The 19,517-nt window shown below is 63.2% G+C and carries 32 protein-coding genes; 17 read left to right on the forward strand and 15 right to left on the reverse strand.

From position 1 onward, the window contains the following. Positions 1–40: 40 nt before the first annotated feature. The 14 genes from ACK41V_RS08925 to ACK41V_RS08990 form a co-directional block, all read right to left on the reverse strand. Positions 41–553 carry a phage virion morphogenesis protein gene (locus ACK41V_RS08925; RefSeq protein WP_409780829.1) on the reverse strand — a complete coding sequence of 171 codons (513 nt, stop codon included), beginning with the start codon at positions 551–553 and terminating at the stop codon, positions 41–43. Then, the gene (locus ACK41V_RS08930) at positions 550–1,359 is read right to left on the reverse strand and encodes a phage minor head protein (protein ID WP_409780832.1); all 810 of its coding nucleotides are present in this window, start codon (positions 1,357–1,359) and stop codon (positions 550–552) included. Before ACK41V_RS08930 ends, ACK41V_RS08925 begins: the two co-directional genes overlap by 4 nt. Continuing rightward, on the reverse strand, positions 1,349–2,869 hold the full coding sequence (locus tag ACK41V_RS08935; protein ID WP_409780835.1) for a DUF935 domain-containing protein: 1,521 nt from the start codon (positions 2,867–2,869) through the stop codon (positions 1,349–1,351). Before ACK41V_RS08935 ends, ACK41V_RS08930 begins: the two co-directional genes overlap by 11 nt. Then, positions 2,866–4,479 (reverse strand): hypothetical protein, encoded by a 1,614-nt coding sequence (locus tag ACK41V_RS08940; RefSeq protein WP_409780837.1) that lies wholly within the window; start codon positions 4,477–4,479, stop codon positions 2,866–2,868. Before ACK41V_RS08940 ends, ACK41V_RS08935 begins: the two co-directional genes overlap by 4 nt. Continuing rightward, the gene (locus tag ACK41V_RS08945; protein WP_409780839.1) at positions 4,479–5,069 is read right to left on the reverse strand and encodes a DUF3486 family protein; all 591 of its coding nucleotides are present in this window, start codon (positions 5,067–5,069) and stop codon (positions 4,479–4,481) included. The genes ACK41V_RS08940 and ACK41V_RS08945 overlap by 1 nt, the downstream gene beginning before the upstream one ends. Before the next feature lie 3 nt (positions 5,070–5,072). Next, on the reverse strand, positions 5,073–5,387 hold the full coding sequence (locus ACK41V_RS08950) for a hypothetical protein (RefSeq protein ID WP_409780842.1): 315 nt from the start codon (positions 5,385–5,387) through the stop codon (positions 5,073–5,075). Beyond that, positions 5,384–5,785, reverse strand: coding sequence for a hypothetical protein (locus ACK41V_RS08955; protein WP_409780845.1), 402 nt, complete (start codon positions 5,783–5,785; stop codon positions 5,384–5,386). Before ACK41V_RS08955 ends, ACK41V_RS08950 begins: the two co-directional genes overlap by 4 nt. Next, positions 5,782–6,015 carry a TraR/DksA C4-type zinc finger protein gene (locus tag ACK41V_RS08960; RefSeq protein ID WP_409780848.1) on the reverse strand — a complete coding sequence of 78 codons (234 nt, stop codon included), beginning with the start codon at positions 6,013–6,015 and terminating at the stop codon, positions 5,782–5,784. The genes ACK41V_RS08955 and ACK41V_RS08960 overlap by 4 nt, the downstream gene beginning before the upstream one ends. Beyond that, positions 6,008–6,526, reverse strand: a complete 519-nt coding sequence (locus tag ACK41V_RS08965; protein ID WP_409780851.1) for a hypothetical protein — start codon at positions 6,524–6,526, stop codon at positions 6,008–6,010. Before ACK41V_RS08965 ends, ACK41V_RS08960 begins: the two co-directional genes overlap by 8 nt. Next, entirely contained in the window at positions 6,523–7,086 is a 564-nt protein-coding gene (locus tag ACK41V_RS08970) for a transglycosylase SLT domain-containing protein (protein ID WP_409780973.1), read from the reverse strand. Before ACK41V_RS08970 ends, ACK41V_RS08965 begins: the two co-directional genes overlap by 4 nt. Positions 7,087–7,202: 116 nt before the next feature. Next, entirely contained in the window at positions 7,203–7,562 is a 360-nt protein-coding gene (locus tag ACK41V_RS08975; RefSeq protein WP_409780854.1) for a putative holin, read from the reverse strand. Positions 7,563–7,652: 90 nt separating this feature from the next. After that, on the reverse strand, positions 7,653–8,447 hold the full coding sequence (locus tag ACK41V_RS08980; protein ID WP_409780857.1) for a hypothetical protein: 795 nt from the start codon (positions 8,445–8,447) through the stop codon (positions 7,653–7,655). A gap of 96 nt (positions 8,448–8,543) precedes the next feature. Next, positions 8,544–8,993: a hypothetical protein gene (locus ACK41V_RS08985; protein WP_409780860.1), complete on the reverse strand. Its 450-nt coding sequence runs from the start codon at positions 8,991–8,993 to the stop codon at positions 8,544–8,546. Further along, the gene (locus ACK41V_RS08990) at positions 8,990–9,466 is read right to left on the reverse strand and encodes a helix-turn-helix domain-containing protein (RefSeq protein WP_409780863.1); all 477 of its coding nucleotides are present in this window, start codon (positions 9,464–9,466) and stop codon (positions 8,990–8,992) included. Before ACK41V_RS08990 ends, ACK41V_RS08985 begins: the two co-directional genes overlap by 4 nt. A gap of 64 nt (positions 9,467–9,530) precedes the next feature. Here ACK41V_RS08990 and ACK41V_RS08995 point away from each other — a divergent pair, with 64 nt between their 5' ends. Then, positions 9,531–9,779: a DNA-binding protein gene (locus ACK41V_RS08995; protein ID WP_409780866.1), complete on the forward strand. Its 249-nt coding sequence runs from the start codon at positions 9,531–9,533 to the stop codon at positions 9,777–9,779. Positions 9,780–9,854: 75 nt separating this feature from the next. Here the strand turns inward: ACK41V_RS08995 and ACK41V_RS09000 are convergent, their stop codons facing one another. Further along, positions 9,855–10,301 carry a hypothetical protein gene (locus ACK41V_RS09000; RefSeq protein WP_409780869.1) on the reverse strand — a complete coding sequence of 149 codons (447 nt, stop codon included), beginning with the start codon at positions 10,299–10,301 and terminating at the stop codon, positions 9,855–9,857. Positions 10,302–10,415: 114 nt separating this feature from the next. Between ACK41V_RS09000 and ACK41V_RS09005 the strand changes: the two genes are divergently transcribed. The 16 genes from ACK41V_RS09005 to ACK41V_RS09080 all read left to right on the forward strand — a co-directional run bounded on the left by ACK41V_RS09005 (position 10,416) and on the right by ACK41V_RS09080 (position 19,509). After that, positions 10,416–10,883: a hypothetical protein gene (locus ACK41V_RS09005; RefSeq protein WP_409780871.1), complete on the forward strand. Its 468-nt coding sequence runs from the start codon at positions 10,416–10,418 to the stop codon at positions 10,881–10,883. A gap of 2 nt (positions 10,884–10,885) precedes the next feature. Next, positions 10,886–11,185 carry a hypothetical protein gene (locus ACK41V_RS09010; protein WP_409780874.1) on the forward strand — a complete coding sequence of 100 codons (300 nt, stop codon included), beginning with the start codon at positions 10,886–10,888 and terminating at the stop codon, positions 11,183–11,185. Beyond that, positions 11,182–11,490 carry a helix-turn-helix domain-containing protein gene (locus ACK41V_RS09015; protein ID WP_409780877.1) on the forward strand — a complete coding sequence of 103 codons (309 nt, stop codon included), beginning with the start codon at positions 11,182–11,184 and terminating at the stop codon, positions 11,488–11,490. Before ACK41V_RS09010 ends, ACK41V_RS09015 begins: the two co-directional genes overlap by 4 nt. A gap of 10 nt (positions 11,491–11,500) precedes the next feature. Continuing rightward, positions 11,501–12,508, forward strand: a complete 1,008-nt coding sequence (locus ACK41V_RS09020) for a hypothetical protein (RefSeq protein ID WP_409780879.1) — start codon at positions 11,501–11,503, stop codon at positions 12,506–12,508. 13 nt (positions 12,509–12,521) lie between these two features. Then, positions 12,522–14,309 carry an integrase gene (locus ACK41V_RS09025; protein WP_409780881.1) on the forward strand — a complete coding sequence of 596 codons (1,788 nt, stop codon included), beginning with the start codon at positions 12,522–12,524 and terminating at the stop codon, positions 14,307–14,309. A 13-nt stretch (positions 14,310–14,322) separates the two neighbouring features. Next, positions 14,323–15,561 (forward strand): ExeA family protein, encoded by a 1,239-nt coding sequence (locus ACK41V_RS09030; protein WP_409780883.1) that lies wholly within the window; start codon positions 14,323–14,325, stop codon positions 15,559–15,561. Beyond that, positions 15,558–15,704 (forward strand): hypothetical protein, encoded by a 147-nt coding sequence (locus ACK41V_RS09035; protein WP_409780886.1) that lies wholly within the window; start codon positions 15,558–15,560, stop codon positions 15,702–15,704. Before ACK41V_RS09030 ends, ACK41V_RS09035 begins: the two co-directional genes overlap by 4 nt. Next, complete coding sequence (locus ACK41V_RS09040; RefSeq protein ID WP_409780888.1) at positions 15,701–15,940, forward strand: hypothetical protein; 240 nt, start codon at positions 15,701–15,703, stop codon at positions 15,938–15,940. Before ACK41V_RS09035 ends, ACK41V_RS09040 begins: the two co-directional genes overlap by 4 nt. Continuing rightward, entirely contained in the window at positions 15,940–16,572 is a 633-nt protein-coding gene (locus ACK41V_RS09045) for a hypothetical protein (RefSeq protein ID WP_409780891.1), read from the forward strand. Before ACK41V_RS09040 ends, ACK41V_RS09045 begins: the two co-directional genes overlap by 1 nt. Before the next feature lie 5 nt (positions 16,573–16,577). Next, positions 16,578–16,994 (forward strand): hypothetical protein, encoded by a 417-nt coding sequence (locus ACK41V_RS09050; protein ID WP_409780894.1) that lies wholly within the window; start codon positions 16,578–16,580, stop codon positions 16,992–16,994. Between the two features lie 11 nt (positions 16,995–17,005). Beyond that, positions 17,006–17,293: a hypothetical protein gene (locus ACK41V_RS09055; RefSeq protein ID WP_409780897.1), complete on the forward strand. Its 288-nt coding sequence runs from the start codon at positions 17,006–17,008 to the stop codon at positions 17,291–17,293. 13 nt (positions 17,294–17,306) lie between these two features. Continuing rightward, positions 17,307–17,924: a DUF3164 family protein gene (locus tag ACK41V_RS09060; RefSeq protein ID WP_409780900.1), complete on the forward strand. Its 618-nt coding sequence runs from the start codon at positions 17,307–17,309 to the stop codon at positions 17,922–17,924. Next, complete coding sequence (locus ACK41V_RS09065) at positions 17,921–18,415, forward strand: hypothetical protein (RefSeq protein ID WP_409780903.1); 495 nt, start codon at positions 17,921–17,923, stop codon at positions 18,413–18,415. The genes ACK41V_RS09060 and ACK41V_RS09065 overlap by 4 nt, the downstream gene beginning before the upstream one ends. Beyond that, the gene (locus ACK41V_RS09070) at positions 18,412–18,687 is read left to right on the forward strand and encodes a hypothetical protein (RefSeq protein ID WP_409780906.1); all 276 of its coding nucleotides are present in this window, start codon (positions 18,412–18,414) and stop codon (positions 18,685–18,687) included. Before ACK41V_RS09065 ends, ACK41V_RS09070 begins: the two co-directional genes overlap by 4 nt. Then, positions 18,684–19,070 carry a DUF2528 family protein gene (locus ACK41V_RS09075; RefSeq protein WP_409780908.1) on the forward strand — a complete coding sequence of 129 codons (387 nt, stop codon included), beginning with the start codon at positions 18,684–18,686 and terminating at the stop codon, positions 19,068–19,070. Before ACK41V_RS09070 ends, ACK41V_RS09075 begins: the two co-directional genes overlap by 4 nt. A 166-nt stretch (positions 19,071–19,236) precedes the next feature. Further along, on the forward strand, positions 19,237–19,509 hold the full coding sequence (locus ACK41V_RS09080) for an HU family DNA-binding protein (protein ID WP_409780911.1): 273 nt from the start codon (positions 19,237–19,239) through the stop codon (positions 19,507–19,509). Positions 19,510–19,517: the final 8 nt, after the last annotated feature.

Consider the following 19,517-nt stretch of genomic DNA (forward strand, 5'->3'; position numbering starts at 1 on the left):
CCTGCGGCGCCTTGGTGAGGGACTGGTCCCACGGCCTGCATTATCGGCGCGCGGCGCGCTGCAGGTGGTCGAGCATGAGGGCGAGTATCTCGCGCTCGTCGGCGCCATTCAAGCCCACGAAGTTGCGCGCGGGGATGTCGCCCCACAGGTGCGGAAAGTCCTCCCTCTTGCCGCCAAAGTGCATCATGGCCGCCTGCACCTTGTTGCTGCCCACGGTCACCCCCGAGGGATTCACCACAGAGTGGATTTCCGTGGAGAGCAATCGTGTTTCACCAATGAGCGGTTTCTTGCTGGCCACGCGCTGCTCGCCGCGCTTGTTGAGGGAACCATCCTTCTTGCGCATGTTGGCGCCGATCAGTCGGCCCATGGTCACTGGGCTGTTGGGTTCCCATTGCGTGCCATCGGGCGCGGTGCTGGTCTCGAACCGCCGCAGTGTGGTGTTGACCACTTCCTGCCCTATGTCCTCGTACACCGGCAACAGGTTGACGGCGGCGTGTTCCAGGTTGCGCAGCCCTTGGGAAAATCCCGTAGCGTCCAGTCCGATGACGATCATGGTGCGCCCCCTTTTTCCAGATGCGTGCGCAGCGCTTGTGCCAGGCGCGCGGGGTAGCGCACCAGCTTGGCGTCCACCATGGACTCCAGGCTCACCCCCCCGGCCGCTGCAGCGCCGGGCGCGTAGTCCCACCCGTACTGCACGCCCTTGGGAAGTGTGACGATCTCACCCGTGCCTGGCACGGTGTGTTCATAGGTGCCGTCCTGGGGTGCCTGGTCGGGGCCGGTCTTACCCAGGCGCTGCAGCTCGCGCTCGCCCACCGCCTCTACGATGCACTGGCAACCCCAGCCGTTGGGGCCATAGTGGGTGCGCCACCAAGCATCCGTGGCCAGCAGCACGGTGCCGTGCCAGGCCTTGTGCTCCAGGCGCGGGTTCTCGATGGAGCGGTGCACGTAGCGCCAGTACGGGCGTGACTTCAGCACCTCGGGCTGGGTCATCTGCGCCCAGCGGCCCGCTGCATGGCTCACGCGCAGGTTGGTGGTGTAGATGGTGCGTGTGCGCCACGCCACGCCCTCGGCACTGCCTTCACCCGTCCATCCCGTCCAGCCGTGGCGCGCAACGATGCCGTCGAACTGGGCGCGGAACCAGCCGATGGTCTTGCCGTCGTCAATGGCCTGCTGTACGGCTGCATGGAGGTCGGCCACCAGGTCCGCCCGCATGGCACCTGCGACCACAAAAGCGCGGTCATGCGCCGCACCCATGATGTCGTCGTAGTCTTCAGACGGCAGCGCCAGCTTGGCGCGCATGAAGCTGGCCTGTTGGGCGAAGGGCAGGCGGAACGCCGCCTGCAGCAGCTCATTCGCCATCGGCCACTTCGGCACGGCCCACGAGCTGGGCGCAAGACAAGGCCAGCGTCATGGCGTGCACCAGGTCGGCGTCGTTGAGCTCGGCAAACTCGGCCACCAGTGCATTGGGCAGCTCGGCCAGGCTGGCGGCTTTGTTCACTACGCCCCGGATGCGTGCCACCCATGCGTCCACGGTGGCCTGCCCCAGCGCCGCGAGGGCGGGCGCCACGGTATCAGCGTAGTCGGGTATGTCCTGCGGCTCTGCGAAGGCCACCGCTCCGGACACCTCGCCCACAGGGGTGGTTGGCACTGCAGCCGGAGGCAGCAAGTCGCCTTCCTGCAGTTTGTAGGCGCGGGCGAAGTACTGCGGCGTAAGGCGTGCACCTGCTTTGGCCAGATGCTCGTCGCGCTTGGCCATCACCTGGTTGACCTCGTCTTCGGACCACATGCTGTACACGGGTGCCTCGCCGCCCCAATTCAGATCTACCGTCCAGGAGATGAGTTGGTTGATCGCTGCGCAGGCGATGCCTGCGTCTGCATCGCGGATGTCGTCAGTCACGTCCTGGCCAGCCGTGGCGCTGGCGTGGTTGGTCTCGGCCTCGGTGGTCTGGTTCTGGCCCAACAGCGCAATGGATACCTCGCTCCGCATGTGGGTCAGGAACTCGCGGTACACCTCGGCTGAACCAGCCTTGCCTGCGGCCTCCACGATGGTGATGGATGCATCGTCAGGAATGACAGCCACAGCGTCCTGAATCATCTGTTCCAGCACGTCGAGCAGCTTTTCAGTGGCTTCGTCGTCGCTGCTGCGCGGCTGCTTGCCCACCAGCCAGGGCGTGCCGTACTTCTCCAGGAAGCGAAACCAGAAGTCCATGCCGCCCTGCTTGAACTTGGTAGCCCAAAAGGTGCGGGCTAGGTCAGGCTCTCCATAAGGGTTTTCGTAGCTGGGGTCTTGGCGCGGCAGCAAGAACTTGCGCTCGTCCACGAGTTCACCCAGTCGCCCAGCCTCACGCGACATAAAGCGCAGGCGGTTCTCGGCATCAAAGGCAAACCATTCGGGCGGCTTGCCCACCACGTCCACCGGCACGATCAGACCGCCCACGCGGCCCCACATGACCTCCAAAGGCTGGTAGCCGTAGAGCGGTGCGTCCAGCGCCTCGCCCAGGATGCGCTCCATGTTCAGGTCGCCCAGCAGCGACTCGACCGATTTGGCAACGCGCGACTGGGCTTGGTTGCGGTTCAGGCCGGTTTTCATGCCACGCACAGAAGCCTTGCGACGACGCACGCACCCGCCCACGTGGGCATCGGTGCGCAGATCACGGTAGACCTGCATGTTCTTGCCCAGCTTGCGCAGCACTGGGTCAGGGTTGGGCAGCACGCTCAGGTCGAGAGCGAAGCCCGTGCCGGGCCCAGTGGCTGTGCGGCGTGTGGCTATGGCGGAGCCAGTCAAGGCTTTGCGCTGGGCAGATTCGCTAAAAGAATGAAACCCGCCGTCTGGCAGATAGAGGCCCGTGGGCGAGCGTTTGAGGGTCATAGCCAGCGGCTTCCTTGTGATTGTTTGCCGCGCTTGCGCCGCGACTTGGCTTTGACGGGGCCGAGGTTCACGGCCACGGTGGCGTACCACGCGAGAGCCAGCGCGATGGCGAAGTCCCCGTGCCGGAAAAGGTCGGCGTCCTTGAGGTCTTCCCGGCGCACGGTGGAGACCATGGGAATGCCGTCCACGTCTTCGATGGAGCGCAGGTCCTGCTGGTGGTTGTCATCGCGCGGGATGTCAATCACCGAGTCTTCGAAGGCGGTAATCAGCTTCTTCATCCACTCGCCGTACCAAGAGCGCGATAGCTGAATCTGCGCGATGCGCGGGTGGCCAAACTCGTCTGCGGTGTACTCAGCCAGCGTCTGACCCGAGCCGCCCGCGTCCATGCCAGCGCCCACGAAATTGGGCAGGCCACGAATCAGCGCCCACAGAATCTGCTCCTGCTGGCGGGTAGGCACGTTGTGCATCTCGACCACGAACGGCACCACGCGGCGCAGGTTCATGGCAATGAACATGGGCACGATCACCGAGAAGTCTCGATGCCGGGCGAAATCCTCCCCGATAACGTGGCGCAGGCTCTTGTCGAGCTTCGCCAGCTCTGGCGCCAGATAGCGCTCGATCCAGTCCTTCGCGTAGGATTCCCGCTCGGCTGGGCTCTTGAGCGCGAAGTCATCATCTAGCGTGAGGCGCAGCACGGCCCTTTCCTCGCGCATGGCGTTCTCGATCCAGACCCCGGGCAGCATGACGCCGCCGCCATCGCGCGGGATCGCATCCAGCTCCTCCCGCATGGCCGCCTTGCGGGGGCCGTAGCCGCTACGAATGCGGGCATACCAAGCAGCCTTACCCTCGACGGTGGGCTTCTCGCCCTTCATCCAGCACACGCGCTCGTAGAGGCCGTTCGCCACCGCGTCGTCGAACTTGACGGTGTACACCGCAGCATCCGTGCCGTACAGCCCCGCCTCGATGTCTTTGCAGAACTGCGCGAAGGGGTTCTTGCGACCGTTGTGTGAGCTGATGACCGTGATGCTGCCGCCCCAAATCAACAGCGCGGTCGATGCGTCGATGACGCCTTGAACGTCTGGGTGAAAGGCGGCTTCGTCGATCACGACATCGCCCTGCAAACCGCGAATGTTGGCGGGCCGACTGGACAGCGCGCAGATCTGGTGCCCACTGGCGAAGCGGATGCGGTAGGCCGTGATGTGCCGGGTGTTGCCGGTAACCGGGTCCTGGTCCTCGAAAAGGAACTCCTCGATCCCCGACACCTCCCCTTGGGCGCGCGCGATCACTCGGGCGAACTTGGCGCAATACCCAATGGCCTCCAGGCCTTTTTCTTTCGTGTCGCCGATGTAGTAAACGTTTCGCCCGCCCGCTTCCCTGCTGGCCGCTGCTACCAGCGTTTTTCGCAACATCATCGCGAACGTGATGCCGGTGCGGCGTCCCTTGGGCACGGCCACGATGGATTGCTGTAGCTTCACCACCTCGCGCTGATGAAGCATCAGCACGCCCTCGGCCACAGGGTTGAAGTTGCTCGGAATGCCACGGGCACGGGCTGGCAATTCGTCCCATTCGACGATGCGCACCGTGCTGGCGAGTGGCTTCACTGCGGACATCAGCGCACCCCGAGGAAGTCTTTGATCCAGAAATCGAGCTGCTCTTGGCTCATGCCCTGAGTCTTGGCGATTTTCTCCAGATTGGCCTGCTGCTCGGCCAGCAATTTCTTGCGCGTGGCTTCCTCGACCTTGGCCTGGAATTCCTTCAGGTTGATGCTCGACCTGGTCAGCGTGGCGATGTTCTTGGCGGCCTTACTGAGAAGTGCTACACGCTCGCCGGGGTCTGACTTCTCGCCGCCTTCGCCAATCTCATCGGCTTCTTGCAGCGCCAGGATGGCTTCGAACAGCTCGGTCTGCACCATGGCCGTGAGGGCCTCGCTGCGGGCGTCCTTGTCATCGCCCGCGTGGGCCTGAATGATCTTGGCGGCCTCGGTGCTGGCGCGGATGGCATTGAGACGCCTCTCCAGCTTCTGCCCGTATCGACCGACAGCGGAGCGGCTGGGTAGGTGGCCGGAGCTGGCCGCGACGGGGAAGCGTTCCTGCAGGTCGGTGATCAACTCATCCAGGGTCACGCTGCCAGAAGCGAGCATGGCCAGGATGTACGCCTTGATCTCCGGGTCGAGCCGGTCAATGCTGCTTTTGCGGGCCATGGCTTACCAGTACTTGGCGGGCCGGGCAATGCCTGGCTCGCAGGGGATCGTGTACTCGGCCAGGTCAACACCAATGCGGGTGAGCTCGCCGAACCAGCGACCGGAGGGCTGCTTGTCCACCGTCACCAGCTGGCGGCCTCCCAGGTAGTCCAGCTCGCGCCGCAGTTCCAGCGGAGTGGCGTCGGGATACTCGGACTGGGCCACGCTCAGGATGGGGCCTTCAAACGCGCCGATGGGGCGGGCGTTGTTCAGGGTCAGGATGATCAGCCAGCGCAGGTTCTCGCGGCGGATGCGGGCGGTGTCAATGGCGGTGCTCATGGGCTCCCTCGGTCTTTCATGGATGCGCGCAACTGCGCGTTGTCGATCTTGGTTGCCAGGCCATCGAGCTTGGCTTCCACGATGGATTGGCCGCGAACGTAGTCCTCGCGGCGGACATAGTTCAAGGGCATATCTGCCTGAAAGCGCAGGAAATCCCGCTCCAGATTCGTAATGCTCATAGCCTCCAGTTCTCGCGCACGCTGGAGGGCATCGAAGCGTTCGTTGGTCCGTGCTTCTTCGGCCACCCGCTCAACGCGCATGGCTTCGAAGCGCTCGGATATGCGCTTTTCAAACTGGCCCGCAATGATCCTTCCGGCACCAAAAATGATTGCGGCGAAGCCGCTGAGCAGCGCTGCGCCGAACCCCACCAACTGCCAAAATTCAGCTTGTACGGTCACGGGTTCCTACTCCTCTCGCGGCGCGCTTGGCACGCAACACACATCTGGCAACCAGGCACGGCTTGGCGCCGCGTCTCGGGGATTTCCTCGCCGCAGCCCCGCGCCTGGCAGTGCTCGGCTGAGTCAGCGGCTGTCTTGCCCGCAAGGCCTGCACGGCGAGCCTGATTGCGCAGCGCATCGGAGAGCAGTTCAGCCTCGCGATCGCTGGCGCGGTCAACGTCATCAGTCAATGGCGGCTCCCGAAGTCCCGGCGCGGCACACGTCCTGGGCGAATGCCTGCAGGCCGGTCACTTGGTCTCGGAGCTGGTCAGCCTCTGCTGCCAGTTCTTGATACGCACCTGCGCTTTCTCCGAAAAGCTCTCGGGCGGTGGCGGCTTCGCCAGCGCAGGCGGCAAGCCCGGCATCTGTTGCTGGGTAGGGATGGGGGCGGTCGTTGAGGCGGGCAATCTCGGTGTGCAGGCTGCGCATAGCAGCGGCAGCAGCAGCGTCACGAATGCGGCGCGCGGCCTCGCGTTGGGCGTCTTCATTGGCGGTTCTTTCAGCGTTGCGGAACTTGGTGGCGTTGTCGCGGGCGGTGGCCTGGCTGCGGGCCGCTTCGTCGCGGTCCCAAGCAGCTTGAACACGACCGGCGCCTTGTGCATCGCCCTTGGCGATCAGGTGGGACTGCAGGGCCTTGGCGCCAACGATGGCGGCGCATACAACCAAGCCAAGCCCGAGCACGCGGATGGTGGCTGCGTTCATAGGCCCGGCCCCCATTGCAGGTAGCGCGGCTGCAGCACCACCAGGATGCGATAGGGGTAGCCCAGGTTCTCTTTGCAATGCACGGCCGCGCGGCGGGCTTTGCCGCAGGCCGTATCAACCTGAGTCAGCGTTGGCTGGACCAGCCCGGTACTGGCGGCCTCCGCTTGCCAGTGGCCTAGCCCGCCGTTGTAGCTGCGCAGTGCCACCCACATGCGCTCGTAAGGTGAGTAGCGCTTGGGTGCACGGTCGTAAAGCCAGAGGTCATAGGTGACCAGGGCGCGCAGCGCCCATGCCGGGTTGTAGGGTTGCTGCGCGACTAGCTCAGGATGCAGGCTAGAAATCCAGCGGGTGGTGGCAGGCATGAACTGCGCAAGGCCCTGGGCGCCAACGTGCGACACCGCATCGGGGCGCCAGGCGCTCTCTTGATGCACCTGGGCCGCGAACACAGCCACGGGGGCATCCAGGCCCCACACAGCGTGGGCAGTACGGGTGAGCAGCGCGCGGTGCTGCTGCGCGGCCTGGGGCACCTGCGCATGCGCAGCACGGGGCGCCAGAACCATGACGGCAAGTACCACCAGCAGCACGATCTGGGCGCCTAGCGCTGCGCCCAGGCCCCACAGCACCGCGCGGCACTCGCGCTGCAGTGCGTCGGGCGCATCGGTTTGGCCGTGCTCCATCACAGCCCCGCTGCCATGCCCAGCACCACGGCACCGACCACGAGGGCGCGGCGCAGCATGGCGGCGGTGAAAACACGGATGTAACCCGCAACCACGGGGTAATCCACGTCTCCCTCGGGCTCGTCGGTGCCGTAGCGCCAGTCGCGCGCCAGGTAACCGTCAGGCCGCGCGTATGGGAACAGCGCGCGGTCGAGCCAGTAGCCCAGCACGGCGGCCAGAGCAACGAGGGATGCTTTGTAGAGCACCACCGGCAACTGCGGTGGTGCGATGAGGGCAATGATGGCCAGCAGCAGCGCGGCCAGCACAAGCCAGGTGGTGGTGCGCGGTGCGCGCAGCCACGCGGGGATGATGTCTCTCACGGGCACTCCTTGCAGGATGACGACAGTTGAAAACCATCAGTCTTCCCGCGCGGAGATGCCGCGTCTTTGGAACTAGGCCACTATTTGGGGCTAGCTTTTGCAGTGCGCCGGTTTCGGCTTCGCCACAACTTGGCCGTTTTTGTCCGTTGTGAACACCGTGAGGCACTCGCGGCCTCCGCCAAAGCGCTTCTGTAAGTCTGCCTCCTCAGCCGCGATCTTGGCAGTAATTTGCGCGTCGGTAACAGCCAGTTCTTCGATGCATCGCTGCTTAACGCGCTGAAACTTTCCTTCATCCTGGCGGAAGTACTTCAACGTCTCGGCTGTCTGGGTCTTGTTGGCCGTGTGTGCGAGCGAGACAAGTCGCAGCATCGCATCTTGGCAACTGGAAAAGTGCTGCCGCTGATCGTCCACGTGGCGCGCCATCAGCAGGGGCCAGCGTTCGGATTCTTGCTGCAATGGATTGAGCACCAGCTTGTACAACCCAGCACGATCCGATAAGCGCAAAACATCAGCAAGGGAGTCTTGGGCCTCGTCGACGACCTGCAGCGTCCGTTGAGCGAAGCGCCGCGCATCAGCGCGCCCCATAGGCGGCCACTCGGCTATTTCGGCCTGTGCAGGCTTCGGTGGGGTGACCGCCACTGCAGCAGCTTGCTTTGGCGTGATGGATGCAGACGGCGATACGGCGGTTTTTTCGGCAGCGGCCTCCGCTTTTTCGCCACCGCCGGAGCACATGGTCATCGTGACTGCAACAGCGACCCCCAACCCTACTAAACCAACCAGAGCCTCTTTCAGGCCCGCGCCAGGGCTAGCGACTCCGCAGTGCGGGCATTTTTTCGCGCTGCTTGCGACTTCCTTCTTGCATTCTTTACACGCTACGAGTGCCATTCGCTCCCCCTCTACTCACTTATTGGAAATCTGATCATTCATCACGTCGTCGGCCATCTGGAATATTTTTTTATTGGCCACCACGCGTGCACGATTTCACTTGCGGCGACGAAGCACCAGCACGATCTGATCAATTTCTTGCTGAGCAGCCAGCATCACGTGCCCTTCGATTCGACGCAATTTCTGGAGCCAGTACGCAAAAGGCAAGGCAACCCCAACTATCGCTAACAAGAACAAAAAAGATGGCAAACCACTCTCGACTGGTGTCGTGATGGTTATTCGTAGATGCATTAACTGGCTGATCCCAAACCACAGTAGGCCTAGCGTCCACAACATCAATATCACCCCAGGCGTATTGAACCAAAAGCGCCGCCATGCTCCCCAGCGTTCACTACGGGCTTTTCGTAGGCATTGCTCTAAATCATCAATGCTCAAGTCCCACCATGTCAGCTCTCTATGCAGGTTTGTATGTTCGACGATGGTGATATCTCCCGCTGCGACATGGCCATAGACGGGCGCGTGAATATTTTGGGTAACGACTTTCAAGACTTTCCTCCTCCCTTATTAATTATGTTTCCCCCGGCCACCCCACCGCTGACTGCTGCACGGATGTTTTGTGTGACGGTGCGGTCAGCAAGTGGGCCGCCTCCAGACAGTCCCGCACTCAAAAGCGCCGCAGTCTGAATTAGGTTCACGCGCGCCTCGGGTTTGCAACGGCGATAGCTATCCAACAGCACCCGCTCGGCCGCATCCAGCGCGGGCATGGTCGGGTTGCGCTCGCCCGTAAGGATGTAGAGAACGTCGGCGCCCGCTGCCGCTATTCCCGTCAAGCCCTTAGCCCCTGGCTCTGACCCGCTCTCGTATCTCGCCCACATCTCGCGGCGAATGCCTGCCGCATCCGCAGCTGCCTGCTGTGACCAGCCTAGCCGCTTCCGTTCCTCCAGGATGCGAGCGCCTCTTTGTGCATCTAAATCCACAAAAACCCCTTGACTTGTGCATTTAAATGCACAAAAATCCATACCAACAAGTTTTAAACCCTCATCACTTGCTTCAACAAGTGATCACAAAACAGGACGCACCACCATGCCCCTAAAAACTCGCCAACAGGTCCGCGAAGAGTTCGCCAGCCGTGGCTTGGCATACGCAGACTGGGCACGCCAGAAAGGCTACTCGCCCACCCTCGTCAGCATGATCGTCAACGACAACGAAGGCGCCCCCCAGCGCAAGTGTCTGCGCGGCGAGAGCCACAACATCGCCGTGGAACTGGGGCTGAAGCAAGGCACGGTTTCTCAGCCAATGACGCGGCCTCGTATTCAACTGGCGGCGGCATGAGCGATATGTCCAGCGCGCATCTTACTGGCGCTACCGCTGCCCCTGAGGTTCGCCGGGTGGACGTGGCCTTGCGTGTCACGTTTTGTGGCTGGCACTGGTCGGTGCAGCACTTGCCTGGCGTGCACGTGGGCGACTTGGTGGCGTGCGTTCCAGCGACACAAGGCGACGCTCTGCTTGTTCGAGGCGGGAGTGGATGGCAACAAGGCATTTGGGCATCACGGCTTGAGCCTGTTCACAGTTGCCTGCATACGTGCCGACCATCTTGCACTCGTGCGAATTCGGACAGCTCGACCACTTGGAGTGGGCCACCGCGTGGATGTTCATGCCCTGCGCCTCGTGTTGGGCGCATATATCAAACGCCACATTCCACCATTCCTGCGGATAGCACGCACAGCCGCATGTCGGGCACAGCAGGCGCGGCACTTGGCGCTGGTCCCATTGCCATTTCTGGGGAGGCAGCACAGGCACCGTACTTGTTGCCTGCGTGCCGCAGCCCAGGCATTGATAGACCACAGGGTTCATTGCATTTCTCCATCGGGGGTGAGTCGTGATGGCTGAACTTTACGGCTCGCAAACCCTTGCGGCGCAAGGCAATTCGGCTATTTGTTTGGAAGTCCGGGCAAGGGGGTACATCCAATGACGCGCCGGAATTGGAAAGCCCTGCAGCCCACGAGTCTGCGCAGTGCCCTGGAGCTCTGCAAGGACCACGCCCGCGAGAAGCTCAACAAGTCGGTGGAGCGGATCGCAGAAGAGATGGGTCTGGCCGATCACTGGTCGCTCTACAAGTGGCTGCAAAACGGTCGTATGCCCCTGGTGCTGCTACGCCCCTATGAGCTGGCGTGCGGCATCGACTACGTGACGCGCTGGATGGCCGCAAGCAATGGGCGGCTACTGGTCCAGATTGCCACGGGCCGGAAGCTGACCCATACCGACATCACGGAGCTGCATGAGCACTTCGCCAAGGCAGTCCAGCTGCTCACCAGCTACTACGCCAAGCCCGATGACCCCTTGGCAACGCTGGCCGCCCTGACCACCCACATGGAACACGTGGCCTGGCACCGCCAGAACGTGGTCCAGCACCTCAACCCGGAACTGGAGCTCTGACGATGGACTACTTTGACCAGATAGCCGCTGGCGTGCGCCCCCCGCCGCCACTCAGCACCCAGACCAATGCCGCGCGCCCCATCTCGGAGAAGGAGCTGGATCTGAGCTATGCACTTGCCAAGAAGTTGCCCGACATGGTGCAGCGCGGCTTCACCATCGAAACCGCCTATGGCGAGATCGTGATCGAGCCCGGCCACCACGCCGATGCCATTGCCGCCGCCGTGCGCCGGGTGTTGGAGGTCCAGCTCAAGGCCGCAGCCCTGACACGCCGCGATGCAGCGCCCGACGGGGAAAGCGCATGAGCGACGACAGCAAGACCGGCGCCCAGGTGCTGCGTGCCTTGGACATGCTGGACTGCCTGGCAGGCCGCGTGGTCGATGGCATGAGCAACAAGGACCTGGCCGCTGCCATGCGCTGCCCGCCGCCCTATGTGTCGCGCACTGCTGCCGTGCTGATCGGCAAAGGCTGGGTTGAGAAGGACCCGGCCACCGACCGCTTCCGCATCACCACCCGTTTCAGCCGCCTCACGTTCCGCGTGATGGCGGACTTTGACCGCGCAAAGGCCGACCTGGAGTCGGTACAGCGCAACTACACCTTGACCAACTAAGAGAGAGAACATGGCGCGCACACCGAAGGCAATCACGCCCCCCGCAGAGGGACCTGCATTTAACGAAACTGCCCTGGCCACACTGGACACGGCGCCCGCCCAGCTCGTGGCCGCGCAGGGGGCCATGGATGAGGTTCTGGCCGCTGGCATTGACCTTGGACGTCTTGAGGCATTGGATTTTGTTACGACGGTCGTAAATTCCGCAACCCTCGCAATCTACGAAAACGTAAAGAAATCAAAGGCTTGGCGTCTTCTGAAGAACCCGAAAAGTTCCGACGGTCGTAATTTCGAGAGCCTGACCGAGTTCTGCCAGGTCAAGTTGGGGAAGTCGTACAGCCGCCTCCAAGAGCTTGCATCTGTACGCAATGCCATCGGCCAGGATGCGTTCGAACAAGCCGAGCGCCTGGGCCTGCACCAGCGCGACTACAACGCCATCAAGGCCCTGCCAGCGCCTGACCAGGAACTGGTGCGCCGCGCGGTGGAAGAGGCCACCACCCGCGAGCAGGTGCTCGACGTGATGCATGACCTGGCCGCCCGCAATGTCCAGCGGGAAGCGGCGCTGCAGAACGATCTGCAGCAGGCCAAGCAAGACGCGGACTTTGCGGGCGAGCAACTCCAGAAGGAGCGGCAGCGCGCCGATGAAGCCGAAAAGAAGCTGGCGGGAAAGCGTCCTGTGATGGTGCCTCTGGATGAGCGCATCAGCCCTTTCAAGGAGGAAATTGGCAAGCGGCAGGACCTGATCGAAAAGGGCATTGCAGCGCACCACGAGGCCGCTCTGGCCTTGGAACAGTGGTGGACCGATGAGGTGACCCAGGCTGAGGGCTATGACCCCCAAGCGCCCGCCCCGTTGCCCCGCAGCGTGGCCCTTGTGGCCCTGCATCTGCAAGACAGCATCAACCGCCTGGCCGAGCTGGTGGGCGCGGCGCAGCACGCCTTTGAAGAGCGCTTTGGTGACGATCTGGCCCAAGCGCGGCAGTACCTGATGCAAACGCCCGAGGCTGCTGATGCAGCCGCATGAGGTGAGCGACGACATGGCCGCACTTTCCCCCGAAGCCTGCGACTACGTGCGCCAGCTTGCGCGCCGCCTGGGCGATGCCGAGCATGGCAACGGCACGGCCATGGTGCGCGATGCGGGCGACTTCCTGGGGTTGTCGGTGCAGACGGTGTATCGGCACTTGAAGGCGGTTGCGGGCTGGTCGTCGGGCCGTAAGGCGCGCAGCGACAAGGGCAGCACCAGTGTTTCGACAGAGGTGCTGGTGACCTTGGGCGCGGCGCAGCGCGAGGCGGTGCGGGAGAACGACAAGCAGACGCTGTTCACGACCACGGCACGGGGTTTGCTGGAGCAGAACGGCTATGCCTTCGGCGTGACCAACGGGCACCTCAATCGCTTGATGCGCGACCGCAAGCTGAATGTGGCGGCGCAGCGGGTGGCTGCGCCTGTGCAGGCTTTGCGGGCGCCTTTCCCGAACCACACGCACCAGGTGGACCCGTCGCTGTGCCTCGTGTACTACCTCAAGGGGCGCCAGTACATCATTCGCGATGACGAGTTCTACAAGAACAAGCTGGACAAGATCGCCCAGCTCAAGTTCAAGGTGTACCGGTACGTCTGCTATGACCGGGCGTCGGCCTCGTTGATCCCTTGGTATTGCGAAGCGGCGGGGGAAAACCAGCACAACCTGTTTCGGTTTCTGATGTTTGCGTGGGGCCTGCAAGGTGGGCGCCCTGTGCATGGCGTGCCGTACCACTTGCTGTGGGACAAGGGGAGCGCTAACCAGTCGGAGGCGATCAAGTCTCTGCTGGATGCCCTGGGCGTGAAGCACCTGACGCATGAAGCGGGGAACTCTCGCGCCAAGGGTGGTGTTGAAAACGGCAACAACATTGTTGAAACCCAGTTCGAGAGCCGCCTGAAGTTTGAACCGGTGGACAGTGTGGAGCAGCTCAACGCGGCCGCGTTTTCCTGGGCGAATGCGTACAACGCCAATCTGATTCCCGGCCAGGACACGCGCTTGCGCCGCCCCGGCCTGGTTGCGCCGGTTGCCCGGTTCGATCTGTGGCAGCTGATCACGTCCGGGCAACTGCGCGTGCTGCCGCCATTGGAGGTTTGCCAAGCATTTATGCGCAGCAAAGAGGAGGAGCGCAAGGTGGGGGGCGATCAGTCGTTCACCTTCCGGCATCCGGCTGCGGGCCGCACGATGGCTTACAGCCTGCGTGGCTTTGATGGCATCAATGTGGGCGACACGGTGCTGGTGCGAGGCTTGGTGTATGGCGACTGCGCTGTGCAGGTGCAGGTGCCGCGCTACGACGGCGAGATGCTGACCTACCGTGTGGAGCCGGTGCAGGGCTTTGACCAGTTCGGCCAGCTCGAAGCCGCCGCAGAGATTGGCGCGGAGTACAAGTCTGCGCCCAGGACCGAGGCCGAACAGGCCGCCGCCACGATGGATGGTGCCGCGTTCCCTGGTTTATCGGCAGACGAAGTGAAGAAGGCCCGGCAGAAGCGGGCCACGCCGTTCGAAGGAAAGCTCAAGGCACACAGCTATTTGCACGACGTGGAGCTGCCTACCTATCTGCCGCGCGCTGGTACCGAGATTGCCACGCCTCAATCGGCAACCGCTGCGCCTTCAATGCTGGAAGCCACTGACGCGATGCTGCGCATCGTTGCTGCCACCAAGCAGCGGCTTACGCCTGACCAGAACGCATTCTTCATGCAACGCTATGCCGATGGTGTGCCCGAGGACCAGATAGACGCGCTGATTGCGCAGTTCACCGCGCCTGCGGCCGATCAACCCATGCGCGCCGCTGGTGGCCTGCGCTCAGTGTGAGGTGTCCGCAATGATGAATTTGCCGCAAGACCTCGCCTATGTGGGCAGTAACCAGTCGCAGCTCGCGCGCCACATCGGCATTTCGCGTGCTGCGGTCACCCAGATCGTGAAGTACCAGATATGGCCCGCAACGCGCGGCCTGAGCGAAGTGCTTCTCAAACAGCGGATCACCGCGTATCTCACAGCCAAGGGCTTGCCTGCTGAACGGCTGGCAAGGACCTTTGACGAAGCACCTGCAGCACCGCGCGCCAACGCGGAGCTGCAGGCGATGGCGAAAGCCACTCACTCCGGCCCACAGCCCGGCAACAACCAAGAAGAGGACCCCTTCATGCTACTACGCAAGTACACGATCAACCGAGAGGCCCGTGCGCACTTCAAGATAGCGCGCGACCCATTCACCGATGAAATGGCGTGCGAAGCCGATGTTTTTGTCAGCGATGACATTCGGTATGTTCGCTCTGCGATGCGCCAGACGGCCAAGCATGGCGGCATGCTGGCGGTGGTGGCAGAGTCGGGCGGTGGCAAGAGCACGCTGCGCCAGGACTTGGCGGAATGGATCAACACCAGTGGCGAGCCCATCACGGTGATCGAGCCGTATGTGATTGGAATGGCCGCCAACGAACGGGATGGCCGCCCGCTGCGGTCTACGGACATTACCGGGTCGGTGATTCGCGCTGTGGCGCCCGGCGCCACACTGCGTGCCAACCATGGCGACCGCGCCGCCCAGATGCACAACGCGCTGCGGTCGAGCGCCCAGATCGGCCGCAAGCATGTGCTGATCATCGAAGAGGCCCATGCCTTGGCGGTGCCGACGCTCAAGCACCTCAAGCGCTTTTACGAGCTGCAGGACGGCTTCAAGAAGCTGCTGGCGATCATCCTTGTGGGCCAGACCGAACTCGACGGCAAGCTGTCGGAAAAGAACCCCGAGGTGCGGGAGGTTGTGCAGCGGTGCGAGGTTGTGCACCTGCCAGCAATTGACAACCACGTGGAGGCGTACCTGCGCCACAAGCTCAAGCGCGTGGACATGGAATATGACGCGCTGTTCGCGTCGGATGTGGCGGATGAGATTCGCAACCGGCTGCGCCACAGCGTGATCGATGTACACCGTGGAGAGCGCAAGACTCGCAGCGAGTCGCTGTGCCACCCATTGGCGGTAAACAACCTGGTGAGCGCGGCCCTGAACGAGGCAGTGAAGATCGGTGCGCCCAAAGTGACCGGAGCGTTGATCGCTGCAGCGGCGAGGGCGGAATGATGCACCTCTACCGCATCACGTTCACGATGTCGGATGGCAGTCAAGGCCACCACGAGGACAAGTACGAGGACGCTTTCGAGGCCGTTGCTCGCGCCCGCCGCTTGTTCCCAGACGCTGTAGCCATCGACGTGGAGGCTGCATGAAGCGCCGCCACCCGATGACCTGGCTGGTGGTCTGGCTCGCCGTCGCGCTCCTGGCCGCTCTGTTCGCCTTGGTGGCGGTGGTGGCGCAGTTGCCCGCCGACAAGCAGCTCGACAGCGCCCACCTTGCGGGCATGGAGCTTGGGCAGCAGATGTGTCTGGGCTTTCGCTCCGAGATGGGGCGCATCGCCCGGCCCGCTTCCGCGCCTTCGCAGCCACAACACGGGGGTCTGCTCTGATGGCTGCGTTGTTCATCAACACCTGCCCCAGCTGTGGTGCGGAGGAAAGCCTGGACGCGTTGCTGCTGCGGATGATCGACGACGACACGGTGCGCCGCCTGATCGCTGACGTGCTGACTGCGTCCTTCCCCTTGGGCGGCATCGTGGTGCGCTACCTGCGCCTGCATAAGCCGCTCAAGCAGCAGCTTCGCATGGACAAGGTCGCCCGCCTGCTGGCCGAGCTGGTGCCAGATGTGCAGCGCAATGCCATCGAGCGCAATGGGCGCAGTTGGCTGGTGTCGGTTGACGACTGGAAGGGAGCCTTTGCTGCGGTGTTTACCGCTGTGGATAAAGGAACCCTTGCGGTGCCGTTGACTGGCAACGGCTACCTGTACAGCGTGCTCATGCGCAAGTCCGACAGGACCGAGGGCGAGCAAGAAGCGCAGCGCGAGCTGGAGCGCCGCGTTACACCGCAGCGCGACACGGTGCAAGTGCGCGGGCAAACGCTGCCCATCGGCGAGGCCCTGCAGGTGGTCTACGGCGACAAAGACCCGGCCCTGGCCGAGATCGACGCCCGCAGCCAGAAGGCGGCACCGATGACCTCGGACGTGCGCGCCAAGGTGGCCGAGTTGTTAGCAAAAAAGAAAGGCTGAAAGCCATGAATCTGACCCAAAACCAAACCCTTACCCGCGCGGCGCTGAACGATTTCATCATCGCCCACCTGGCCGGTTCTGCCCGCGCTTTGAGCCTTGATGAACTGCACAGCGACGTGTACCCGGGCAAGCCGCTGACAAATGCCTCACTGGTGGCCTTGCGCAAGCGCTTGAACTACCTGGCTCTGGATGGCCGCGTGATCTTTGAGCGGCAGGGCAACGCACGCCTTTGCAGTGCGCCCACCGAGGCACAGCGCAAAGCCCAAGCGCAGGCTGACCGCGCAGCGGCGCAGTCAAACCCTGTGGCGCTGCCGCGCCGCGTCAATGTGATGCAGGGGACCTACACGCCGCCCTGCGGCCCGGCGCTGCGCCCCGGCTCGCTGGATTTCCGTGCCTGCCCCAGCGTGGGCTTTCGGTGCTAACAGGAGCAACCATGAAAACCGTATCTCATGAGAGCCTGACTTCCATCACGCCAGCCCAGTTTCAGGAGCAATCCCAGCTCCTGGCAAACGAGATCGTCGAGAAGGTGCTCCGGCCGAAGACGCCGCTACGTACCACCGTAGTGATGCAGGCATTGATCTCCCTCTATTGCCATCACGCGGAGTCGCTTCCTTCCGAAGCAAGGGGCGACGTTGCCATGGCCCTCGCCGGTCTCGCGGGCGAGTTTCTGAAGGCGTCGTCCGCCCCTCAAACCGCGCCCGCTGGCGCACCCATCCACTGAAAGGAGCTTCCCCATGAATCAATCCACAGTACCCGATGGCTACATGCGCAACGCGCAGGGCCACCTTGTTCCCCTTGAACTGGTGAAGCCCATTGACCAGGAGCGCGACCGTCTGGTGCGCGAACTGGTGGCGCTGGCGAAAGACCTGAATGCGCGCCTGGTTGCAGGCAAGTCCAAGATGTTCGGCGATGTCGCCGCCTTCGTTGAACTGAGCGCCGAGCAGTACGGCGTGAAGCGCGGCGGCGCCAAGGGCAATGTCACGCTGCCAACCTACGACGGCGCCTTCAAGCTGCAGATCGCCACGGCGGAGAACGTCACCTTCGACGAGCGCCTGCAGGCCGCCAAGACCCTGATCGACGAGTGCATCAACGAGTGGGCCAAGGGAAGCCGCCCAGAGATCATGGTGCTGGTGCAGCAGGCGTTCCAGACCGATAAAGAGGGCAATCTCAACGTGGGCCGCATCCTGGGCCTGCGCCGCCTGGAGATCGGCGACCCGCGCTGGCAGGAGGCTATGAAGGCCATCAGCGAGTCGGTGCAGGTGATCGGCACCAAGCAGTACGTGCGGCTCTACGAGCGCTTGGGCGACACGGACCGCTATGTCCCCATTGCTTTGGACATGGTGGCGGTATGAGCGCCCCCGAGACTATGGAACGGCAGGGCATGGGGGCCTATGCCTCCTACGCCAAGAACATGAACCGCGTGATGGGCTGGGAAATCAAGCCCTGGTCCAAGCTGCCCAGCGATCAGACGAGCAGCTGGACCCATGCGGCGAACAACGTTGTGGTGCGGGTTGCTGCCTTCGGCTTTCCCCGGCCTCTTGGGACGGTGGAGGACGCCCGAGAAGCTGCTCGGTGCGCTGAGTGGCTGGTGCACCTGGCTGATGGTGGCGACGCTGGCAGCGAAGTGCGGACGCGCATGCTCTTGCGGACGGCAGCGGCACTGCTCACGAGCAATGCTTCGGCCGCCGGGGAAATACAGGAGGCGTCCGGCGACGCAGTGAAGGCTTTCCGTGAGTACCTAAGCGTGCACAGCGTGGGAGGGTTGCTTACTGGGCACGAGAAGGACGATCTAGCGCTGGGTCTGGCCCGGCTTGCCTTGAGCTTCCAGGGAGGCGCATCGTGATCCAGACCCAAGCTCAAGCCAACGCCTATTGGGCGGACAAGGATGTGAAGAAGTGGGTCGTGGGCTTCTTCGCTGGCCCTCGCCACAAGCGCCGCACCGCGCAATCCCTGGTGGCTGCGCGCAGTTCCGCTCGCGCACGCGCTGCCGGTATCCAACACCAGGCCGAGGAATTGGGCAATGGCTGGGTGCGCAGTGCCGCCGCGACGGTTCGCTTGGCCACGGCCCAGGACCTGGGTTGTGTGCAGGTGGGCCAGGAAGGCGGAGCGGCATGAGCAATGTGAAAACCTATCGCGTTTCCGCCGACTGGTTCAGCGATGCCGAGATCACCCTACAGGTTGATCACGACGTGCTGACGCCTGAGTTGGCCACGCTGATCAATGATTTTTGGTCCGACGCGGCTGATCGGCTTCAACAAGCGGATGGCGATGTTGTGCGTGCCGTCATCCGCCTCTTTGGCGCAGCCACGATTTCCTTCTTCATGGGAGACGGTGGAGCCTCTTTTGGCCCTAAAGCCAAAGGAGACGACTACTGGACCAAGGCCGTCCTCGAAGCCCAGCACGAAGGCTGGCCGCCGCTCGATGCGCTTGGCATCCTGATAACAGCAGCCGAGGTTCCAGTGGTTGGGTACGAAGACGTGACGCTGGTCGCAGGGTGATTCACACGCGCACCGGCCGCCTTGGGGCGCGTCAGGCCGGTGGGATTTGCGGTGTGTGCCCGAGCCATCCATCAACTACCGCAGGTCGGGAGCGTTTCCTCCAGTCACTGCCCGATCCGGTCCCCGGTGCCGCTCCACCGGTTTCCTCAACCCTAGAAAGTAATTCATGAACAAGTCTGATTTGATCGAACGCATGGCCGACCAGGCCGGTATCTCCAAGACCGCAGCGGGCGCCGCCCTGGACGCGGCAACCGAGGCCATCAAGGGCACGCTGAAGAAGGGCGGCTCTGTCACGTTGGTGGGCTTTGGCTCGTTCACGGTGACGAAGCGCTCGGCACGCGTTGGCCGCAATCCGCGCACGGGCGATCCGGTCAAGATCAAGGCCAGCAAGGCGCCCAAGTTCACGCCTGGCAAGGCGTTCAAGGAAGCGCTGAACTGATCCAGCCG

It is taken from the genome of Acidovorax sp. (assembly GCF_046291265.1).
Taxonomy (GTDB): Bacteria; Pseudomonadota; Gammaproteobacteria; order Burkholderiales; family Burkholderiaceae_C; genus Acidovorax.